General features: G+C 60.1%; 28 protein-coding genes. 10 read left to right on the top strand and 18 right to left on the bottom strand.

Features of this window, described 5'->3' with window-relative positions:
• Window positions 1-3: 3 nt before the first annotated feature.
• From E7T06_RS07260 to E7T06_RS07235, 6 genes are all read right to left on the bottom strand, one after another.
• A complete protein-coding gene (locus E7T06_RS07260) occupies window positions 4-744 on the bottom strand; it encodes a hypothetical protein (RefSeq protein ID WP_136365164.1) in 741 nt (246 codons plus the stop codon).
• A gap of 125 nt (window positions 745-869) precedes the next feature.
• Window positions 870-1,379 carry a hypothetical protein gene (locus tag E7T06_RS07255; RefSeq protein ID WP_136365163.1) on the bottom strand — a complete coding sequence of 170 codons (510 nt, stop codon included), beginning with the start codon at window positions 1,377-1,379 and terminating at the stop codon, window positions 870-872.
• Window positions 1,380-1,389: 10 nt separating this feature from the next.
• The gene (locus E7T06_RS07250; RefSeq protein ID WP_136365162.1) at window positions 1,390-2,001 is read right to left on the bottom strand and encodes a hypothetical protein; all 612 of its coding nucleotides are present in this window, start codon (window positions 1,999-2,001) and stop codon (window positions 1,390-1,392) included.
• Window positions 1,998-3,575: a hypothetical protein gene (locus E7T06_RS07245; RefSeq protein ID WP_136365161.1), complete on the bottom strand. Its 1,578-nt coding sequence runs from the start codon at window positions 3,573-3,575 to the stop codon at window positions 1,998-2,000. Before E7T06_RS07245 ends, E7T06_RS07250 begins: the two co-directional genes overlap by 4 nt.
• Before the next feature lie 11 nt (window positions 3,576-3,586).
• Window positions 3,587-4,783 (bottom strand): terminase family protein, encoded by a 1,197-nt coding sequence (locus E7T06_RS07240; RefSeq protein ID WP_205750841.1) that lies wholly within the window; start codon window positions 4,781-4,783, stop codon window positions 3,587-3,589.
• A gap of 133 nt (window positions 4,784-4,916) precedes the next feature.
• Window positions 4,917-5,306 (bottom strand): hypothetical protein, encoded by a 390-nt coding sequence (locus E7T06_RS07235; protein ID WP_136365160.1) that lies wholly within the window; start codon window positions 5,304-5,306, stop codon window positions 4,917-4,919.
• A 486-nt stretch (window positions 5,307-5,792) separates the two neighbouring features.
• Between E7T06_RS07235 and E7T06_RS07230 the strand changes: the two genes are divergently transcribed.
• Both E7T06_RS07230 and E7T06_RS07225 read left to right on the top strand, forming a co-directional pair.
• Window positions 5,793-6,008, top strand: coding sequence for a hypothetical protein (locus tag E7T06_RS07230; RefSeq protein WP_136365159.1), 216 nt, complete (start codon window positions 5,793-5,795; stop codon window positions 6,006-6,008).
• Between the two features lie 117 nt (window positions 6,009-6,125).
• Window positions 6,126-6,470, top strand: coding sequence for a hypothetical protein (locus E7T06_RS07225; RefSeq protein WP_136365158.1), 345 nt, complete (start codon window positions 6,126-6,128; stop codon window positions 6,468-6,470).
• Here the strand turns inward: E7T06_RS07225 and E7T06_RS07220 are convergent.
• On the bottom strand, window positions 6,421-6,690 hold the full coding sequence (locus E7T06_RS07220; protein ID WP_136365157.1) for a hypothetical protein: 270 nt from the start codon (window positions 6,688-6,690) through the stop codon (window positions 6,421-6,423). The two genes, E7T06_RS07225 and E7T06_RS07220, sit on opposite strands and share 50 nt — an antisense overlap.
• Window positions 6,683-6,925, bottom strand: a complete 243-nt coding sequence (locus E7T06_RS07215; RefSeq protein WP_240740900.1) for a hypothetical protein — start codon at window positions 6,923-6,925, stop codon at window positions 6,683-6,685. The genes E7T06_RS07220 and E7T06_RS07215 overlap by 8 nt, the downstream gene beginning before the upstream one ends.
• Window positions 6,926-7,133: 208 nt before the next feature.
• Here E7T06_RS07215 and E7T06_RS07210 point away from each other — a divergent pair, with 208 nt between their 5' ends.
• From E7T06_RS07210 to E7T06_RS07200, 3 genes are all read left to right on the top strand, one after another.
• Window positions 7,134-7,337 (top strand): hypothetical protein, encoded by a 204-nt coding sequence (locus tag E7T06_RS07210; RefSeq protein ID WP_136365156.1) that lies wholly within the window; start codon window positions 7,134-7,136, stop codon window positions 7,335-7,337.
• A gap of 111 nt (window positions 7,338-7,448) precedes the next feature.
• Window positions 7,449-7,682 carry a hypothetical protein gene (locus tag E7T06_RS07205; protein WP_136365155.1) on the top strand — a complete coding sequence of 78 codons (234 nt, stop codon included), beginning with the start codon at window positions 7,449-7,451 and terminating at the stop codon, window positions 7,680-7,682.
• 93 nt (window positions 7,683-7,775) lie between these two features.
• Window positions 7,776-8,258 carry a hypothetical protein gene (locus E7T06_RS07200; RefSeq protein ID WP_136365154.1) on the top strand — a complete coding sequence of 161 codons (483 nt, stop codon included), beginning with the start codon at window positions 7,776-7,778 and terminating at the stop codon, window positions 8,256-8,258.
• 260 nt (window positions 8,259-8,518) lie between these two features.
• On the opposite strand, the gene E7T06_RS07195 is transcribed toward E7T06_RS07200, so the two are convergent.
• On the bottom strand, window positions 8,519-9,070 hold the full coding sequence (locus E7T06_RS07195) for a hypothetical protein (protein ID WP_136365153.1): 552 nt from the start codon (window positions 9,068-9,070) through the stop codon (window positions 8,519-8,521).
• A gap of 38 nt (window positions 9,071-9,108) precedes the next feature.
• On the opposite strand from E7T06_RS07195, the gene E7T06_RS07190 reads away from it, so the two are divergent.
• Window positions 9,109-9,489, top strand: a complete 381-nt coding sequence (locus tag E7T06_RS07190; protein WP_136365152.1) for a hypothetical protein — start codon at window positions 9,109-9,111, stop codon at window positions 9,487-9,489.
• A gap of 16 nt (window positions 9,490-9,505) precedes the next feature.
• Here E7T06_RS07190 and E7T06_RS07185 read toward each other — a convergent pair whose 3' ends face one another.
• Entirely contained in the window at window positions 9,506-9,709 is a 204-nt protein-coding gene (locus tag E7T06_RS07185) for a hypothetical protein (protein WP_136365151.1), read from the bottom strand.
• 59 nt (window positions 9,710-9,768) lie between these two features.
• Here E7T06_RS07185 and E7T06_RS07180 point away from each other — a divergent pair, with 59 nt between their 5' ends.
• Entirely contained in the window at window positions 9,769-9,990 is a 222-nt protein-coding gene (locus tag E7T06_RS07180; protein WP_136365150.1) for a hypothetical protein, read from the top strand.
• An 8-nt stretch (window positions 9,991-9,998) separates the two neighbouring features.
• Here the strand turns inward: E7T06_RS07180 and E7T06_RS07175 are convergent, their stop codons facing one another.
• Entirely contained in the window at window positions 9,999-10,658 is a 660-nt protein-coding gene (locus E7T06_RS07175; protein WP_136365149.1) for a RusA family crossover junction endodeoxyribonuclease, read from the bottom strand.
• A gap of 29 nt (window positions 10,659-10,687) precedes the next feature.
• Between E7T06_RS07175 and E7T06_RS07170 the strand changes: the two genes are divergently transcribed.
• Together E7T06_RS07170 and E7T06_RS07165 are read left to right on the top strand one after the other, a co-directional pair.
• Entirely contained in the window at window positions 10,688-10,930 is a 243-nt protein-coding gene (locus E7T06_RS07170) for a hypothetical protein (protein ID WP_136365148.1), read from the top strand.
• A 131-nt stretch (window positions 10,931-11,061) separates the two neighbouring features.
• Window positions 11,062-11,373 carry a hypothetical protein gene (locus E7T06_RS07165; RefSeq protein WP_136365147.1) on the top strand — a complete coding sequence of 104 codons (312 nt, stop codon included), beginning with the start codon at window positions 11,062-11,064 and terminating at the stop codon, window positions 11,371-11,373.
• Window positions 11,374-11,384: 11 nt separating this feature from the next.
• On the opposite strand, the gene E7T06_RS07160 is transcribed toward E7T06_RS07165, so the two are convergent.
• The 7 genes from E7T06_RS07160 to E7T06_RS07130 are packed head-to-tail and all read right to left on the bottom strand — an operon-like array spanning window position 11,385 to window position 16,317.
• Window positions 11,385-12,218, bottom strand: a complete 834-nt coding sequence (locus tag E7T06_RS07160; RefSeq protein WP_136365146.1) for a hypothetical protein — start codon at window positions 12,216-12,218, stop codon at window positions 11,385-11,387.
• Complete coding sequence (locus E7T06_RS07155) at window positions 12,215-12,733, bottom strand: hypothetical protein (protein ID WP_136365145.1); 519 nt, start codon at window positions 12,731-12,733, stop codon at window positions 12,215-12,217. Before E7T06_RS07155 ends, E7T06_RS07160 begins: the two co-directional genes overlap by 4 nt.
• A 44-nt stretch (window positions 12,734-12,777) precedes the next feature.
• Entirely contained in the window at window positions 12,778-13,383 is a 606-nt protein-coding gene (locus E7T06_RS07150) for a hypothetical protein (RefSeq protein WP_136365144.1), read from the bottom strand.
• Window positions 13,384-13,404: 21 nt separating this feature from the next.
• The gene (locus E7T06_RS07145) at window positions 13,405-14,778 is read right to left on the bottom strand and encodes a DnaB-like helicase C-terminal domain-containing protein (protein WP_136365143.1); all 1,374 of its coding nucleotides are present in this window, start codon (window positions 14,776-14,778) and stop codon (window positions 13,405-13,407) included.
• Window positions 14,775-15,797, bottom strand: coding sequence for a hypothetical protein (locus E7T06_RS07140; RefSeq protein WP_136365142.1), 1,023 nt, complete (start codon window positions 15,795-15,797; stop codon window positions 14,775-14,777). Before E7T06_RS07140 ends, E7T06_RS07145 begins: the two co-directional genes overlap by 4 nt.
• Window positions 15,794-16,084: a hypothetical protein gene (locus tag E7T06_RS07135; protein ID WP_136365141.1), complete on the bottom strand. Its 291-nt coding sequence runs from the start codon at window positions 16,082-16,084 to the stop codon at window positions 15,794-15,796. The genes E7T06_RS07140 and E7T06_RS07135 overlap by 4 nt, the downstream gene beginning before the upstream one ends.
• Complete coding sequence (locus E7T06_RS07130; protein ID WP_136365140.1) at window positions 16,081-16,317, bottom strand: hypothetical protein; 237 nt, start codon at window positions 16,315-16,317, stop codon at window positions 16,081-16,083. The genes E7T06_RS07135 and E7T06_RS07130 overlap by 4 nt, the downstream gene beginning before the upstream one ends.
• A 68-nt stretch (window positions 16,318-16,385) precedes the next feature.
• On the opposite strand from E7T06_RS07130, the gene E7T06_RS07125 reads away from it, so the two are divergent.
• On the top strand, window positions 16,386-16,757 hold the full coding sequence (locus E7T06_RS07125) for a hypothetical protein (protein ID WP_136365139.1): 372 nt from the start codon (window positions 16,386-16,388) through the stop codon (window positions 16,755-16,757).
• The last annotated feature ends 28 nt before the right edge of the window (window positions 16,758-16,785 follow it).

Raw genomic sequence — 16,785 nt, 5'->3', positions numbered from 1 at the left:
AGGTCACATTGAGTAATCACCGCTGGACTTCTTGTCCGCGGCGATCTGCTCAGGGGTACGAGTGGTGGTGGCGCTGCTGCCGTTGCCACCGAGGGCCACCCGCAAGACGTTGTTTTGCTGCTGCTCGTTGCCTGTGCCGCTGCCTTGAGCGGTCAGTGCAGGGAGGTAATCTTCCCAATTCGCTTTGGCGTACTCGCTGAGCAGGTGCTCTTTGTTGTCCTCGCCCTTGACGTAGACAACCTTGACCTTTTTCCCATCCTGATCAATTTCCCGAACTTCTGGGGTCAATTTATCGGCGGTCAACCGGTCTCCCAGCACACGCGGCTTGTAGCCTGCGGCCTCGGCCACACTGGTCAGCGCTTTTTCCTGCTTCAGGGTGTCGCGCTCACCAATAGCCGCCGCACCTGTTTCGATCTTGGTCTTGACCTCGGCTGGCGTGCCGTGGGCTTGATACTCTGCCCACGCAGCAGCCTGCTCTTTAGTCAACACCACGCCCCCTTCCGGGACTTGCAGCTTCTGCAGGTCGGCCCGTTGGGTGCGGATCGTTTCGCGGGCTTCGTTGTTCTCTGCCAGCAATTGCGCCGCCAGCGCCACAGAGTCGCCGTTCTTTTTGTCCAGCAGGCTCTGCAGGTTGCGGGCTTTGGTGGCCTCGTCGGGTTCATTCCCTTCGGCCCTTGGCATCAGGGAGGCGAGCGAGAGGGCGGCGGTCAGGAACAGCGAACGGGAAAAGGTCTGTTTGTGCACGGTCTATGCCTCCTTGGGCATGCGCGGCCCTGCGCCTTGGCAGGAACGGCAAAGCCCCCGACCTTGCGGGGGCAACTGGGGGTGGGCTGGACTTACCCCAAACCTTGTCTGGGTGCCGGAAACGGTCAGAGCACGAGGTCAGGGTGTGGGTCAGGTCGGTCTCGGCTCCGAATCAGGGCATGACCGAGGGTGTATTCAGCGTCTTCAGCGGGGTAGCGGTTCAGATCTGCCACCGCCAACACTTCGACGCTGAGTGGGCGTCCATACGGGCTCGCCAGGAACGCGGCCCAGTCCACCCATTGGTGTGTGGGCTGCTTGCTGTCGCTGATACACGCGCTGCGCCCCGGCCAGAGTTCAACCGCCACCGCATGCTCAACCCCTTGGAGATGGTCAGCAGGTACGGTCAGAAGCAAGCTGTGCGCCCCATCGGGGTTCAGCGTCTCCCAGAACTCCGGTTCAGCCGGCGCACCCTTGTGCAGGGCCACGGCCATCAAGCCCATCTCGTGCAGACGGCAGTAAAAGCGGGCGTTACTGATATCCCGCACATGCTCCAGTACGGCTGTATCTCCGGTCAAGGCGTAAAGCGTGTGATACAGGCAACCCCACAGCTCTGCTTGACGTTTGTGGTGCAACATTCCTCACCTCCTATTGCCGGAAGTACCGGCAGATATGCCCACAGAAAGCCTTCTCCGACCACGGCAGCCGTGCATCGCCGGGGCCGTCCACTTCGATGCCTGCGATCAGCCATGTCCCATTGATGGGCCGTACGGTGTCTTCGTAGCGACTATGGGTTCGAGGTTCCTTGGCTCCCCGAATTCGAATGAATTCTTTGTGCGTAGCTCCGCCCACCAAACCGCCCGCCGTGGTGCCAGTGCGGGCGGCATCTGTGATCAAGACCTGAGCGGCCAGCCGCGCATACGGGCTGACCAGCCCTTGGGTAGCCTTCAGGATCACGGTCTCTGCGCGGTCTCGAACGACCTTGGCCCGCAAGATCGCCAACTGTTCAGCGGTATCAAGCAGCACCTGTGGATGCCGCACACCAGGCCGCAACTCGGCATGCTGGAACCGGGCGCTGACATCGCAGGCCTGGAAGATGCCGCGGCGGGCACGGGTTTCCAGTGCGGCCAACAGACGGGAGGTATCAGCCTCCTGCTGGGCCTTGCTCCACAGGTCATGCAGCAACTCTGTCAGATCAACGGTGACCCCCTGCTGAAGCTGGGCCACTTCCAGCGCCAGGTCAGCCCAGCGGACGCTCACCCGGTGTTCCCGGCGTCAGGATTCACCAACCGGTTCAGTGCGGCTTGCTGAGCCTGACTCTCGGGGCTGCCCCCACCTTCGTCCAGGTCTTTGGCTTCTGCGGCGGCATCGGCCACACCTGGTGTGGCTTCGAGCAGGGTCGTGAGCTTGAGTGCTCCGGCCTGCCACATCGCGAGCTTGACGCGCAGCTCTTCCAAGTTGACGGCGTCCACGTCCAGATAAAGCTTGGGCAGGAAGGTGACGTTCTGGTATTCGCTGGTTTTCTCCATGACCTGTGCGGCCAGCATCAACGCGGCCCGCAGTGCCCATGCCAAAAAACCCCCTGTGTCCTGACTCCCGAAGGTCACGCGCTTGTCGAACGGCTTGCGGCTCTGGCGTTTGCTTTCACCACTGACATTCGTTTCCGGGGTCAGCGTCCAGAGCTGATCGAGCTTCTCCAGCAGGCTGCGCTTCCACTGGTTGATGCTGGGAATATGGAACTCTTCTGGGTTCAGAGGATCCACGATCTGCCAGGTCGGCGTATGGCGCTGGGGCCGCTCGCCAGCCGTCGTCTTCACCGCGTCAATGGTGAGTCCTTTGAGGTTCACTACCACGCCTGGCCCCATTTGATAAGCGGCAGGTTTACCCTCCCGATCCACCGGGCCTTCCGCGTTGCTGACGATGAATTGGCGGTAGCCCGTCTGCTCATCGTTGCGGCCCATGTAGGTACCCACCACGTTCAGCCGGTCTTGGGCGTCCCGCACACTGCGGGTGATCGAACTCCCCCCATCACGGTCGGCGTGCCACATCAGGTATTCGGCGCGGCGAGCCGTGCCGGCGCCTTTGAAGGGGCTGTCGGCGTCACGCTCAGGCAGGTGCGTGAGGTGCCCGTCTACCCCTTGCTGAAACACCAGAAAACGGTCTGGGGTGTACAGCTCCACGATGATCACTTTCTCACCGTTCACGATCTGCCCGTAGCGGTTCCAGTAACCCAGCACGCGCTTGTGGGCATCCAAGAGAGGGCCACCGTAGCGGGGATCAACCGGCTCAACGTGGATCAGTTCGAGGATGGCGGCCAGAGTCTTGGGCGTGCGTTGCAACTGCTCGGCATAGTCTTCGGGGATGTAGACCCGGCCCACCATGCGGGCAGCCCACCAGCGGGCACGGGCTGCGTCTTTCAGAATCGCTGTCAGTCCGGCCTCGCGGTGCCAGTCGGTCAGGGCCGTAACCAGTTCAGCATTTTCAAGAGTTTGGCCAGCTTCCTGCACTTCCCACTCCGGGTCTTTGGCGAACTGGGCATCCACCTCACGCTCCTGCGCTGGCCCGATCTGGTCATCCTGCACCAGCTGAGGCAGAGCGTCTTGCAAGTTGCCGTCGGCAGGCTTGCGGCCTTTCCAGTACTGACCGTTTTTCCCAATCTGGTTGTCGTGGGCGTAGTCGTAGAGGACATCGAGGTCGGTGGTCTTCTGGCTCAGGGCCGCGCTCAGCAGACCCGGCAATGCGGTGGGCAAGCCAAGCGTGACCGCATCAATCAGGGAGGTGGTCACGGCCAGCGTGCCAGAGACAGCAGGAAGAGCAGGGGCTTTCAGGGTCATGGGTTCACCTCCTAATAGTGGGTCACGATGCTGCCGGTATCGTCTTCGGGCTCAAACTGGACACCCAGCATGAGTTCGGTCAAGGCCCAGACCAGCGCATCCATCCGGTCAGGACTGACTTTGTCCCCCGGTACCCAGGTCGTCATCTGGCCTTCCAGATCCGGAAAGATCTTGGCGTGCTGGACATTGGTCTTTTCGTACAGAGCACTGACCGGCTCCGCTCGCGTGTGTTTGCCCCGGCTGGCCCAGACCGCCTTGACGTTGATCCTCGGATTCACGGCCCGAATGGTGTTCTCCACCATGTCCCCGCCGTTGTTCCGCTCGGCCACCACGCAATCAGCCTTCCAGTACTCGTAGGCTCCAATCGCTTTCTCCGCCCACTCGGTCGGGCTGTAATCCCCACTCAGGTCATCGAGTACGTACCCTTTACCCGCCGCATCCTTCCCAGCAACGATGATGCCGGTCTCGGCGTTCTCACTCCCTTGGCTGGCCTGTGGATCGATAGCCACGACGATCCGCACCATAGGGGGCAGGTCTTCAAGCTTGATCCGGAAGCCTTCTCGGTTGAACATCGCGTACTTCCATAGGGCGCCTGGCGTGTCTTCGAGCAGCTCGCCGTCCAACTCCTGACGGCCTAAGCGCGTACCCTCGTACTTCCGAATAACGTTGCGCTTGAAGGTCTCGGCAAGGTTCGTAATGTTCTCGCTGGTGCTGCCACCAGTGACCACCGTGCCCTCATCCTTTTTGACCTCGCGGATCAGGCGGACTGGGCGAGGTGTGCCGGTGAGCACCACCCGTGGATCGTTGCCGAGGCGCAATCCGAACAGCAGGTTTGTCCAGGTGGTGTCTTCTGCCGTGCCCTGATCGGCATCGTTCCAGGTGGCCGGCTCGTCTCCCCAAGCACCGTGATGCTGAGGCCCACGCAACGACCGGGCCTTTTCACTGCTGAAGCACTTGAACTTGGCCCCATTCCGCAGGTACAGCTCTCCCATCGACCGGTTCCAGGCGGTGTCGATGCTGCCCCCTCGCAGCTCGCGTTCATCCAGCACGTTCAGCAGGCCGGACTGCCCTTCGACCATCGTGTCTCGGGCATCGGCAATGGTTTGAGCCACTAGGGCGAAGCGGCCTCGCGGGGTGTTGCGTGCCCACTCGGCGATGGTCTCCGCTCCGGTTCTGGTTTTGCCAAAGCCGCGGCCTGCCAGGATCAACCAGACGAACCAATCCCCAGCGGGCGGCAGTTGATTCAAGCGGGCAGTAAGTAGCCAGCGTTGACGGGCAGTCTGCCCTTTGACAACCAATGGTTTACGCGGCTGGATTCGGGCCGCGCGCTTCTGAGCGCTCTTAATCCGCGTCACCATCTCCAACATCGTCCACCCCCTGTCCGAGGACGTCACGGGTGATAGCAATCTCGGAGAGGGTCTTAATGGCCCCGGTCACGGCACTGATGTTCTCCGCAGTGTTCGTCTCCAGACCCCGGATCATCTCGCCTTGTTTGCGGATGGCGATGGTCAGGGTCAGGTTGAGTTCGTTGGCCCAGTTCTGAGTGGTGACGCTGCGCGAAAGCTCGGCGTAAAACTGCGCAAGCTCTTCGTCGGTTTCGAGCAGTTTACGGTAGTTTTGGAGCGTCCTGAGCGCGATTCCGTGGGTTGTGCAAGCTTGCGCGTCACCTTGGAGGGCGGCGTCCACCAGAGCGCGAGCAGCTTTGGCGTTGTCTCGTTTGGGGGATGCCATTGGTCACCTCCTTGGCAGGGTGAAGGGAGTTTCACACCACATCAGTCATGGTGAGAAGAGGGGAAATGAACGAATGACAGTTGACATCCTCTGGTTTTGGATAGTAGTAGGGCTCAATTTTGTCGTTGCCTTACTCATGTTTGCTTATCTAGTTGAAGGCTTCAAAGCACTTCGCAGAAAACTCTCCAACTCTCCTCCACCTAATGGGTCAGATCGGTTAGACCCTTTTATCGAAGAAGGAACAAGAAAGAACACATGGGCAAAAATGACAATCATTTTTGTGATTGTTATAATCATTTTGTTTATTTTTATCTTAGCCCTGCCTTTGATCAGATAAACAAAAAGCCCCGCTTCTGCGAGGCTGCCCGCCGACTTCACCCGGTCGGCTTGAGTTGTGGGGTAAACAGAGTCTACAGCGCAATGGTCTCGTCACCATCAGCCGAAAGGATGGAAACATAACTCACCTCCTGAGGTATAGGGTGGGGAATGGTTCTCAAAACTGAGGTCTACAGAGGCAAGACCATTGAAGTCCGTGCTGTGGCCGCGCACGAACCGGAAGTCGTCGGGAGTGGTGTCGTCGGCAGCATGGTTGAAGTGCTGATCGACGGACAGGCAACTGCTGGGCCTCAACCCCTCCCCACCCTTGACGTCATGGAGATCTACCTGCAGAGTGCGCGGAATCACATCGATCACACCCAATAAGGTTCTTAGCGGGAAGGCAGGAGGTGAACCTGCTGCTGGTCTGCCCTAGCTCGTCTGCGGTATTGAGAGTCTCGGGCTGGGTCATACGGTTCACCTCCTCAGGTGTAGGGTGGCGGGATGGCAATGACCGAAAGAAGCTCCAACCCCAACGAGATTGACTTGGGGCTGAATGACAACAGCTACCCGCTGACCGGGTTCAGACAGATGGGTGTGGACTTGGATGGCTTCAGCCTGTTCATCAGAACCGCGTTCCAAACAGCCACTGATCTCGGGGCCGACGATGTAGGCTTTTACGTCGTCGGAGGGGTAATCGATCCTCAATTTGTGCTGGCAGGCTGGCTTGGGGATCAGGTTGTGAAGTCACACCCCTCGTCTCAAATTTCGGATGAAATGGCCCGCGAACTTCTTCAGGCTATCCATGATGTTCAGAACAAGGAGCGGCAGGACGCCGCTTCCGGATGATCACCCCAACCTGATACCTCGGCACGAGTCCCATAAACGGCTCGCGCTCCAGTCCCAGCTCAGGCAGGTACCAAGGCGCAGGGTCGAGTTGCTTCCACTGCTTTGGCGTGATCTCGACTTCCCCTCGCTCCTCTTGCTCCATCACCCGGTCACGGCCCTCATCGGTGCTGGACTGAAGGTGGGCACGGCGGGCAGCCCGGTTCAGCAACTTCTTAGCCACTGGGAAACTCCCGAGGCGCAGGCTGGTCAATCACCTGGAGGACTGTCCGGCCCTCGTGACCATGCACCTGAATCAGATCGTCCACACTGCCGTAAATCGCTAAGGAGTACGGCGCGACGTTCCAGCGCATCACTGCTGTGCCGTCGCTGAAGATCACGCCCTCAGCCACCGCCCCGGTACCGCTGCAACCACTGACATCCTCCCGCCTGATCAGTTGGAACCGTTGCATCAACATGCGGCCTCCACGGGCAATGCAAAACCCCCACCGCTGTCGTAGGGGGTCAGAATCTTAATCACAGCTCGCTTTCTGCCTCTCTGTCATGGGAGCTGACCAACATAGATCGCCCCCTTAAGTATGTTGAGGAATGTCGAGATACCCCAATGGAATAGAGAAGGCGTGGTACGTCGCTTTAAGTCCAGAGAACCGGGAACTCTTAGGCCACATGAAGCGACATGGGCTCTCCGTGCAAGTTCAGGTGAAAGACGGTGAGCCTCAACCCCTGGGCGAACATCTCGTGATTGAGCTGCTGAATGGCGATCACTTGGTGTCCACCCATGTTGGGCATGACGTAGAGCAGCTGTTTGAAACGGTTTACGAACATGCCTTGCCGTTGTTAGAAAAAATAAATGCGGCACCGGGAGGATAAAAACCCGCCACTGTTGGCGGGTCACTCTGAATTGTTTGGGATGAAGAGAAGCTAGCGAGGGAACGTCAGGGGAATGTCCCGAATGGATTGAAAGGCATGCTCAAATACCTCATGCCTGTCCCTGCTATCCGAATCACTGACGGCCAGATGTACCGCAGCGGCCAAAGCTTCGCGTGGGTGGATTACCCAATGGGCAGCTCATCCCACGAGATCAAGGCTTTAGAAGAAGCCGTCAGCAACAACCAAACGGTGGAAGTCATCGGCCCAGTGTTCACCATCAACGGCACAGTGAGCCTAATCAGCCTGGGCAACGGCGCAAAGCTCCGCGTAGTGCGCTCGGAGTAGTTCAAAACAATCGCTTCTGTTGGCCCACAAGCGCAAATGCACCCGTAGTGCCTGTCAGAGAGCTGTTTGGTTCTGGGACGCACACTTTCCTTCATGAAGCGACTGGCCCTGCTTGCCCTGACCGTGCTTACTGCCTGCTCAACAGCACCAGAGCCTGCGGCCCCCACCCCAGCACCTACTACCAGACCGCCCTTGCTGGGTGCCGCTCCAGATCCGCTGACAGGCTGCTACACCGCTAAGTACACCATGACGTCCGGGGGCGCAGAGTTCGGACGTCTGGTCGATTTCTGTCTCAAAGCGGATGGAAACGGCTCCTATTCTGGTTGGTATCCCTTGCTGATCGTAGGCCCCGGCCACGCCTTATTGTCAGCCGAAGTCACCAACAACACCCTGGATATTGAGGTCACAGGTTCAACGGGCGGCGGAATAGGCACCCGATATCTCAGGGTGGAGATGACGTTTCCACTCGGTACGCCCATAGGCCCGCCCACTACGGGGACGTTTTTCATCAATGAAACCGGCAGTTCTGGTGCAGGAACCGTTCTCCTCATCCCCGACCCCACAAGACAACCTTAAAACGAAACACGGAATGCTGATACTCGAACAGATGTTTCGTGTCAGACATGGGGTCGCTCCTTTGATTGCTGGTGGTGGTCGGAGGGCATGGAGTTGCACCGTGCCAGCGACGGGGGTGAATTCGCCTGCTTCCGCGTAGGCCTCTGATGCTGCGCCCGCCACCGGAGGGGATGGCTGAGGCGCGGGTATGGGGTAAGGCTCAACGAAAAACCGCCCGTTAGGGCGGCTAAATTGGTCTTTTCGTGGAGCTTACAAAAACGTTAACAGCTTTGGACAGAATTAACAAGTGGAAGTTGTGAAAGCTCCTGCTTGACCTGCTGCAGCGGCCCTTCTGCATACACATCCCCCAACCGCACGGCCAGTGTCAGGACAGCCACGCCATAACGTAAGGCCCGTTCGCGGTGCTGTGACCACGACGCACCGCGCAACAAGCTCCCCATGCACGTACTCTGCTCACGCCGCAACTTGTCCAGCATCTTGCCGAGTTGCCGGGCCTCGGGCACCCAAGAGAGACTCATCTCCGTAATGATGCTGCCCACCTCACCCTCAGTAAATTCACCAACGGGTGTTTTCAGGTAGCGAAGTGGCGCAGGCGCGTCACCTGAAGTCAGAAAGTCCAGATCAGAATGCGGCTCATAGTGGAAGCTGCTGAGAATCTTGACCACACGCACGTCCCAAATGTAGAGCGCGTTGTACCACTGTTCAGCATACAGGCGGGTGTCCCGGCGTTCGGTGCGTTGCGCGGTGAGTTTCTCGATTTGCTGACGGCCCCGGCTGACACCGATGGGCCGCTTGGCTTGGCGTTGCTTCAAGTGCGCCTCCTGTGGGCGGGGAAGGGTGAGGGTCATCGGTGAACCTGTTGACGGATGTGCGGCCTACCGCTCCCGCTCACTCCTATACGCTGAAGCCGATGCAGGCTCTTCGACAGTACTTTCAAACTGAGGCCAGAAATTGGTGGGGTACCCCTGTGATCAATCAGTTCTTGATCCTGCTCAGTTCCATCTTTCTGCTGCTGAGTTGGGTGGAGGCGGTGATGCCTGGGGGCCCTCCAGGCATCACCTGGGGAGACCTGTTTACGGCCTTGTTTGTAATTTGTTTCGCGCTCAATTCGGCTTTGGAGGCTAACCGAACGCCGACGTCCAAGCGTCGACGAGCCTTCATCTGGGGTTGTTTTGCGTTCGGCTTGCTGTTCATGGGTGCCGTACTGTTCGCTCTCTTGTCGCGTTCCTAACACCTGTTCACTCATTTCAGTTCCTCCCGTACAGCACGTCTTCCAGACCCAATTGCCGCAGATAGTGCGGTTCACAGTCCTTGATTTCCAGATACCCCTGCTTGCGTCGTTTCAGGGCCGCTATGACGCGGGCACGCTCTACCGGGTCTTCTAACCCCGCCAGTACCGCCTGCACCCTCAGCAGGGCTTTGGCGAGCCGCTTGCGCTCACGGGGTCTCACAGCTGTTCCTGTTTGCCCTTGTCAGAATGACGTGAGGGCCAGCCTTCCAGACTGGTGGGATGCACAGCAAAGTTCTGATCTTGGGCACCATGCATCACCTGCAAGGACAACGCCCAGATAGCTCGGTCTTGGTCGGCGACCTCCAAGACGCCCTCTACAAACGGGGCATCACTTGGGGACGGGGCACGATTCAAGCCTATTTGAGAGAACTGGCCAATGAAGGGGTTTTGGAACGACTGGAGCTGAATGTGTACCGCTTGAAACCCACAGATAAACCCTAAGCTGAGCTTCACTCCACTCCAAACAGTGTCTCAGTCAAGGGCGTGATCTGCACCACGACCCGCCCACCTGGATGCACCGGGGCACGCCGCACGATCAGCACATCAATCAGCGAATCATCCGCCCACACCTTTGCGTGAGTTAGGGCATCTTCTAGGGCCTTAGGAATGTTGCTGAGGTCGCGTGCTCGTCGATCCGGCGGCGAGACGATGAGCAGTAGGGCGAGCCGTGCGCCGGGCGGGGTTTTCGGCTGCCCACAGTTCTGCACGCACGAGATGACGGCCTTCCGGTAGTTGCGCCCCTGCTCGCTCAGCAGCACTTGCACGCGGTACGGGATGGCGTTCGGATTCTTAGGCTTGCAGCGCACGAGGATCGAACGCCAGATGCTGTTCAGAGACGGTGGGTAAGGCAGGGTAAAGGTCAGGGTTCCGAGTGGACTTATTTCGGCGTGTTTCGGCTCAGAAGTCCACTCAGGCTGTTTTTCCTGCACTGGGCGCGGCTGCACAAGTGGACTCGTTTGGGGGACAAGCTGCGCCACTTCCACCAGCCCCAACTTCAGCCGGGTGTTGGCCCGCACCTCAGGATCGGCAATGGTGCTCAGATACCGCTCAACATGTGCGAGGCTTGGAAAACGTGCCCGCCATGCTTGCGCATGTACAAGCGCAGTCATCGGCTCACCGGCTGAGGCAGAATGCAGGGATGACGTGCCGTGACGACATTCTTGCTGTGGCTCGCAAGCTGAGCAAACAACAAGCAGACGGAACGTTTTCCGCACAAGACGTGGTGGCTGCCATGCGAGCCAAAGGCACCCAGCACCTCGACACCACCATTCGGCGGCATGTCGCCAGCGAGATGTGCCAAAACGCGGTCGGTCAGGGTGCAGGCAAATATCCAGACTTGGAACGGGTGGCACGGGGCCGCTACCGCTTGCTGTCGCCTTAATTCTCCTCTCTTCAGGCAAACCTGTTTCTCCTGACCCTCAGGCAGCATGAGAGCATTTCTTCTCGTCATTTGCGCTTCATTCCCGGTCATAACTGCGCCCTACTGCGCTGAAGAAGTGATATGACGGCGCTATGCGCCTCCGCAATTCGGTAGACACAGCGAAGCTCCTGCGACTGAGTCTTTTGGGATCGCTCTTTTTGGGGTTGGGCTGCCTTTTCAGCATTTTTTGGGCGGAAGACTTTCCGGGAAAGGTCACTGCGGCAGTGCTGCAAAGTGTGGGCGTGCTGTTGTACGCCTTGTCCAGCACGCTGGTGCCGAATCGTCCGGGCAAGCGCAACACCCTCTTGCGGATCATTCCTTGGCTCCTGCTGTTGGTTATGGTCGGTGGTCAACTCAACTGGCTGTGGTTTGAGTGGCTGGGCCCGCGTGGTTCGGGCCTCTAAGGCGGCGAAGCTCACCCCTTGACCTCTTCCACCAAATTCAGCACGGCTTTCTTCAGATAAGGGGCCGTATCGCCGTAAGCAACAGTGGCGTGCGACTCCGAATCGACGATTAACGCCTGCACCTGAGCATTGCCACTGCTGTCCTTCTTGACCACGATCCGAAGCTCTTGGGTGTCGGTGAGCTGCTGTTCGGCATAGCTCACACACCAGTCTGTCCAGCCGCCTTTGCCCGTACTGTTGCTCTGCTGAATGCTGGTCTGGATGTGGTTCTCTTGCCGCTTCAGACGCTCAAAGGTTCCGGTGGTGACGTTCTCAGCCAGTGCGACGGCCCGCTGCTCACCGGTCAGGGTGTGGAAGGGCACCTCTGTGCCGGTGTCCGGGTGGGCCACCGTAGCGTGCGCGTCGATGGCGGCGGCCACTTCTGCCGCTGCCCTGACCTGGCTGGTGGTGGGCCGTTCGTTCCCAATGGCGGCCTTCAGGTACGTGGCCACGGCCACCTGCATTTCTGGCTCCAGCGTGGCCACCACTTTGGCCGCATCTTTGTACTCGCGGGCTTGGCGTTCGTTCTCCGGTTGTAAACCAATGGTTGTCAAAGTGTGGCTGGTTTCTGCCGCGTCCATGAGTTGCTGCGCCCGCTGGCGAGACCAGCCCCAGACCTGCTCACAGTAGTCACCGAAGGTCTTGTGAGCCTCGCGGTACAGGCGGCGGTCACGAATGCTCAGCAAGGCTTCTCCGACAGTCACGAAGCCCTGCCAGCCCTGACGCACCACGGTTTCCAGCTGGGCAAGCTCAGCCCGTTCTTCAGGGGCAAGTTGGATCACAGGCTGTTCCAAGGTGCTGATCACAGGAAGTCTTCCCAGCCGTATGCGGCGTACACGGCAGCACGGTACTTGGCGTAAATGGCGGTGCTTGCATCCCGCCGCTCCTGTTTACTCAGCCCCCGAGGCAGTGAATGTTTCATCTCCCAGTCGAACAGCGCGTCCAGATGGTGCCGCCACAGCTCGTCATGGGTCATCGTGGCCGCGTTAGGGTGACCTGTGATCTGAGGTGTGAACCCGTCAACGTAGGCGCGAACAGCCTCAGTGTTCTGCGCCTTTCGGGTCTCGGCGGCTTGGTTAGCGCTGTCCTGGCGAATGCGGGCAACGTCTTGGGCACGGGCGAATTGCCCAGTGCTCTCTGTCTTCAAAACGCGCTCTTCCAGATACAACTTCACGGGCGCATCAACGGGACGGTTCCGACTGCCGACGCGCATCTCGTTCTGGCGCACACGGTCATGCTTGCCGAGGAGGTCACGGATCATGGCGGGCGTCCAGCCGCGTTCCTTCAGTTGTTGTGTGGTCAGGGTGGGTGGTTTGGGCATGGGAATCTCCAGGAGGGCGGGCGCAATGACCCGCCCCGGTGTGTTTAGGCGCTGGGTTGTGTGCCGAAGCCGTCGCCGCCATCCGTGGGGAACGGCATGTCTTCTTCCACATCCAGATCCGGGCCAAGCGGGATGTTCGGGGCAGCGGGTTCGGGCTGATCAAACAACGCTTTGGTGTCTTTCAGCACGTCCGCCACGTCCTCTTTCACCTGCTGTTCGGCCTTCAGTTCGCTCTGAATGCTTTCTTCCAGAGTGGGCTGATCGGACACGCGGCATTCCAAGCAGTTGCTGCTGTTCAGAATCGTGTCCACACTTAGCCCCGCGTTCTCCAAGGCGTCGAAGGCTACCCGTGTGGTGCAGGTCACGGCCCCGTCGTCATCAATCGTGATGTTGCCGCGCAGCGTCACGGGCAGGTACACGCTGGGCAGGTGCTCACCGTCCAGGCGGGGCGTGACTTCCAACTTGATCTGCCCGCCCTCTGCCGCTGCGCCCTTCAGGGTGGGCACGTCGGCCAGCTCAAACTTGCGCTCCGGACGTGCGCCGGAAGCGAAAGCCCATTTCACGTCGGCCACCCAGCCGTTATCGCGGTCGTCTTTGATGGCGATGGTGCGGGGCGTGGTGCTGTAGATTCCGTAGCTTTTCGTGGGCATGGTGGTTCCTCCTGTGAAGGTTTAGAGCAGGGCGTGTTCGGCGGCGAGACTCTGAAACGTCGCGCTCTCGGCATGGAATTTGAGTTTGGCCGTCACCTTGCGCGGCCCCTGGCGCTGCTTGCCGATGATGATTTCGGCCACGCCCAGATCAGCTGTATTGGGGTTGTAGTACTCATCCCGGTAGACAAACAGGATGTTGTCGGCGTCCTCTTCAATCCGACCGCTCTGGCGCAGGTCAGCCATTTCAGGCCGCTTGTTCTGCCGCGCTTCCAGCGAGCGGTTCAGTTGGTGCAGCACCAACACGGGGATGTCCAACTGGATGGCAAGGGTCTTCAGGCCGCGCGAGATGATGCCCAGCTTCTGGGTGTCGTTCTCATCGCCGTCCCGCCCCGGCACGCTGATGAGACCCAGGTAATCAATGACCAGGAAGTCCAGCCGCCCGGCGTCTTTGAGGTGGCGGGCTAGTCGCTCCACAGCGGGCAGCGTGGTATCCGGCTGATCCATGTAGGCGGGCAGATTGCGGGCCGCACGGCGTTCAGCCGCAGCTTCCAGTCGATCCAACTGGGCAGAGGTGGCTTGCCCATTCAATGCTTCCTTGAGGGGCACACGGGCCGCGTGAGACAGTTGCCGCACCGCGATCTGGCTGGCCTTCATTTCGAGGCTCAGCACTTGGACATACCGCCCACTCAGGGCTACCCGCTCTGCAATGCCGATGGCCAGAGAGCTTTTGCCCATCGAAGGCCGCGCTCCAAGCACCGTCAGGCTGCCAGGGTGGAACCCGCAGAATTCGCTGTCCAGATCCGGATAGCCGGTGCGCAGGGCGGGACTGTGGCCCGCTGCGAGTTGCCGGACGTATTCCAAAGCTCCTTGATCCGCTGCCGCCCCGGTGACGATGTTGCTGGTGACGCGGGCGGCAGGCGTGGGCACATTCGCCAGGAAGTCTTGGATGGTTTCAGTGGGCTGGGGATCCATCCCGACCCCGTAAATCATCGCGCTGGCCCGTCCCGCGTGGGTCAGCAGCAAGCGGCGGGCGTACAAATCCCGCACCGTGTGGGCATATTCGGCGGTGCGGTAGGCGTAGGGCACGCTCTCACCCAACCCGATCAGGTAGGTCAGGCCACCCGCTTCGTCCAGAGCGTTGCGGCCACTGATCCGGGCGGGCAGACGCTCCAGGTGGCCAGAGAGGCCCACCAGATCCAGCCCTTTTCCAGCTTGCATCAGCGCGTGCATCGCCAGCCAGATGATCCGGTGGCTTTCGCGCTGGAAGGCTTCAGCAGGCAGGTCGCTGACGTGCCGCCATTGCTCGTTGTCCAGCAGCACGCCGCCCAGCACGGCCACCTCCGCGCGGTCATCATGGGGAGCGATGCGTGCGCCCAGTTGATCGACGGTGGTCATGCGCGGAGCACCTCCACGGTTTTGCCGATCAGGGCGAGGGGCACGTAGCCACGGGCATCATCTTCAGCGTCGGTCACGGCGTCGGCATGGTCAACGCGCTCCACACGGGCGATCACGCCGTCCGGCCAGCGCAGCAGGTCGCCTGCTTTGACGCGGGCAGCGGGAACGATTTGGGCAGGGGCAGCGGCCTGCACGTCCAGCTCATAGCGGGCCTTGAGGGCTTCCGGCCAGGGCTTGCGGGCATCGCGGTCGAGCAGGTCGGCAAACACGAACATGCCTTTGGAACCGGGCAGGGTCGGGGCGAGCACGTAGGCCAGCCGCAAGAACGCCTCGGAGTAGTCCCGGTGCCAACGGGCCAACTCGCTGCGGTAGCGGATGACGAAGCTGCCGCCCGCAATGTCGCGGAACAGAACGACGGCGGCGTGGTCATCCCCGTGATGCTCGGGGCGGGGGGCAGGGGGGGCGCCGCGGAACTGGGGGGGATGGGGGGCTGCTGTTTCGATCCTCGCGCCTTGCCCCGCTGTTTGAATTCTTTCCTGAACAGGAGCAGGAACCGGAGAGGGCAACGCCCCGCCTTCTTGGGGTTCAGGGGTGGGCTGGGCGGGTTCCGGTGAGTGAACAATGACCCCGTTTTCCCCTTCTTTCCTTCCTTCCTCTTTATTCCCTTTATTCTCTTTATTCAGGGAAGGGTTTTCTTCGTGCTGAACAGCCTTGAGGGTAGTTTTCACGCGAGTAGATTTGTGCAACGGGTGCGCAATCTTCGCGCAAGCGCCGCGCAAGCAGTGTTCCCCGCCTGCACTGAGGATGTGCCCCGAATCGGCCAAGCGCTTCAGGCTCAGTTGGGTGGTTCGCAGGTCAATGCCCAGCTCTCCGGCGATCTGCCAGGGCTTGAAGGTACTGGCTTGATAGAGGCGGCGGCGCCCGAGGTAGCAGGCGATCTTGATGTCGCTGGCTAGGGTCATGTTCTCGATGGCATCGAGCAGCCAGTTGGGCATCATGGTGTCTTCGCCGCGCTTCATTGCAGCCCGCCCAGTGTGGTCATGTAACCCGCGTTGCAGACCACCGTCCACAGTTCCCCGATCTGGCTGGGGTCTTCAATGACGGCTGTTCTGAGGGCTTCGGAGAGCTTGCGGATGGTGTCGTCATCCAGGGCTTGCAACCCTTCCAGCCGGAATTCAGGAGCGCGGGAGTTTTCGATCTGGTAGAGGGCGCGGAACTCGGCGGGGTCGGCAGGGAAGGACTGAGCTGCTGCGCCTTGCAGGTAGCCGTACTCGACGGAGTTGAGGCGGGGCAGTTCGGTGGTCATGCCTTCACCGGCAACCATTTGTCTGGCGTACAACCGCAGCTGCAGTGGGGCGTGGCTTCCGGCTTCTCCAACTCGCCATGCGCCATGTGGATTGGAGTGACGACGCGGTTCTTGCCCGTGCCGCGCACGTTGGGCAAGAAGCCGTCATGGGCCTCCCACCCCAGCCGGCACTGAATCATGCCGTGCTGGATCGGGACGCCGTGACGGCACGTTCCGCAGGTCTGGGCAGTCATGCCATCCCCCTTAACAGAACGGAGAGGCATTCATTTCGACCCAGGGGGAAGGCGCTAGCGTGACTCGTATGCTGTCCATCCACCGCAAAACGTTTCCCAAAGGGCAGACCATCCCGGTGCCCCACTACCGCATTGACGGCTTCGATGGCAAAAGTCTCACCTTGCTTCAAACTCCCCACCGGGTCGAGGTCGATTTCAGCAGGTTCGATGGGTACTCCATTGCGCGTGCCACAGGGGTACAGCCCGAAGGCTGGGAGATTCACGGCTTGATCGCGCTGGACGCTCAGCCCTTGGCAACGGCGCTGGATCAAGCCCTGGCGGCAGGAAAAGCCCGACGGTTCGGCACAGTCTTGAGAGACGCTTGGTATTTCGTCCAGCCGATTGAGCGGCACTTCACGCCCCAGGCTGGGCAGCAGGTGGTTGTAGGTCTGTACCGCTAGACCCCACACCCCTGACCAAAGCAGGAGA

The organism is Deinococcus sp. Arct2-2 (genome assembly GCF_004801315.1).
GTDB lineage: Bacteria > Deinococcota > Deinococci > Deinococcales > Deinococcaceae > Deinococcus.
Note: the sequence above shows the minus strand (reverse complement) of the source record. Positions and strands in the feature narration are given on the sequence as shown.

Bases quoted from the DNA above. Each gene is read 5' to 3' on its own strand.
- E7T06_RS07180 (WP_136365150.1), top strand. From the start codon at position 9,769: ATGCACAGCAAAGTTCTGATCTTGGGCACCATGCATCACCTGCAAGGA.
- E7T06_RS07150 (WP_136365144.1), bottom strand. From the start codon at position 13,383: ATGCCCACGAAAAGCTACGGAATCTACAGCACCACGCCCCGCACCATC.
- E7T06_RS07210 (WP_136365156.1), top strand. From the start codon at position 7,134: ATGAAGCGACATGGGCTCTCCGTGCAAGTTCAGGTGAAAGACGGTGAG.
- E7T06_RS07175 (WP_136365149.1), bottom strand. From the start codon at position 10,658: ATGACTGCGCTTGTACATGCGCAAGCATGGCGGGCACGTTTTCCAAGC.
- E7T06_RS07215 (WP_240740900.1), bottom strand. From the start codon at position 6,925: ATGTTGATGCAACGGTTCCAACTGATCAGGCGGGAGGATGTCAGTGGT.
- E7T06_RS07225 (WP_136365158.1), top strand. From the start codon at position 6,126: ATGGCAATGACCGAAAGAAGCTCCAACCCCAACGAGATTGACTTGGGG.
- E7T06_RS07230 (WP_136365159.1), top strand. From the start codon at position 5,793: ATGGTTCTCAAAACTGAGGTCTACAGAGGCAAGACCATTGAAGTCCGT.
- E7T06_RS07200 (WP_136365154.1), top strand. From the start codon at position 7,776: ATGAAGCGACTGGCCCTGCTTGCCCTGACCGTGCTTACTGCCTGCTCA.
- E7T06_RS07135 (WP_136365141.1), bottom strand. From the start codon at position 16,084: ATGACCACCGAACTGCCCCGCCTCAACTCCGTCGAGTACGGCTACCTG.
- E7T06_RS07165 (WP_136365147.1), top strand. From the start codon at position 11,062: ATGCGCCTCCGCAATTCGGTAGACACAGCGAAGCTCCTGCGACTGAGT.
- E7T06_RS07205 (WP_136365155.1), top strand. From the start codon at position 7,449: ATGCCTGTCCCTGCTATCCGAATCACTGACGGCCAGATGTACCGCAGC.
- E7T06_RS07170 (WP_136365148.1), top strand. From the start codon at position 10,688: ATGACGTGCCGTGACGACATTCTTGCTGTGGCTCGCAAGCTGAGCAAA.
- E7T06_RS07235 (WP_136365160.1), bottom strand. From the start codon at position 5,306: ATGGCATCCCCCAAACGAGACAACGCCAAAGCTGCTCGCGCTCTGGTG.
- E7T06_RS07145 (WP_136365143.1), bottom strand. From the start codon at position 14,778: ATGACCACCGTCGATCAACTGGGCGCACGCATCGCTCCCCATGATGAC.
- E7T06_RS07245 (WP_136365161.1), bottom strand. From the start codon at position 3,575: ATGACCCTGAAAGCCCCTGCTCTTCCTGCTGTCTCTGGCACGCTGGCC.
- E7T06_RS07140 (WP_136365142.1), bottom strand. From the start codon at position 15,797: ATGAAGCGCGGCGAAGACACCATGATGCCCAACTGGCTGCTCGATGCC.
- E7T06_RS07130 (WP_136365140.1), bottom strand. From the start codon at position 16,317: ATGACTGCCCAGACCTGCGGAACGTGCCGTCACGGCGTCCCGATCCAG.
- E7T06_RS07155 (WP_136365145.1), bottom strand. From the start codon at position 12,733: ATGCCCAAACCACCCACCCTGACCACACAACAACTGAAGGAACGCGGC.
- E7T06_RS07125 (WP_136365139.1), top strand. From the start codon at position 16,386: ATGCTGTCCATCCACCGCAAAACGTTTCCCAAAGGGCAGACCATCCCG.
- E7T06_RS07255 (WP_136365163.1), bottom strand. From the start codon at position 1,379: ATGTTGCACCACAAACGTCAAGCAGAGCTGTGGGGTTGCCTGTATCAC.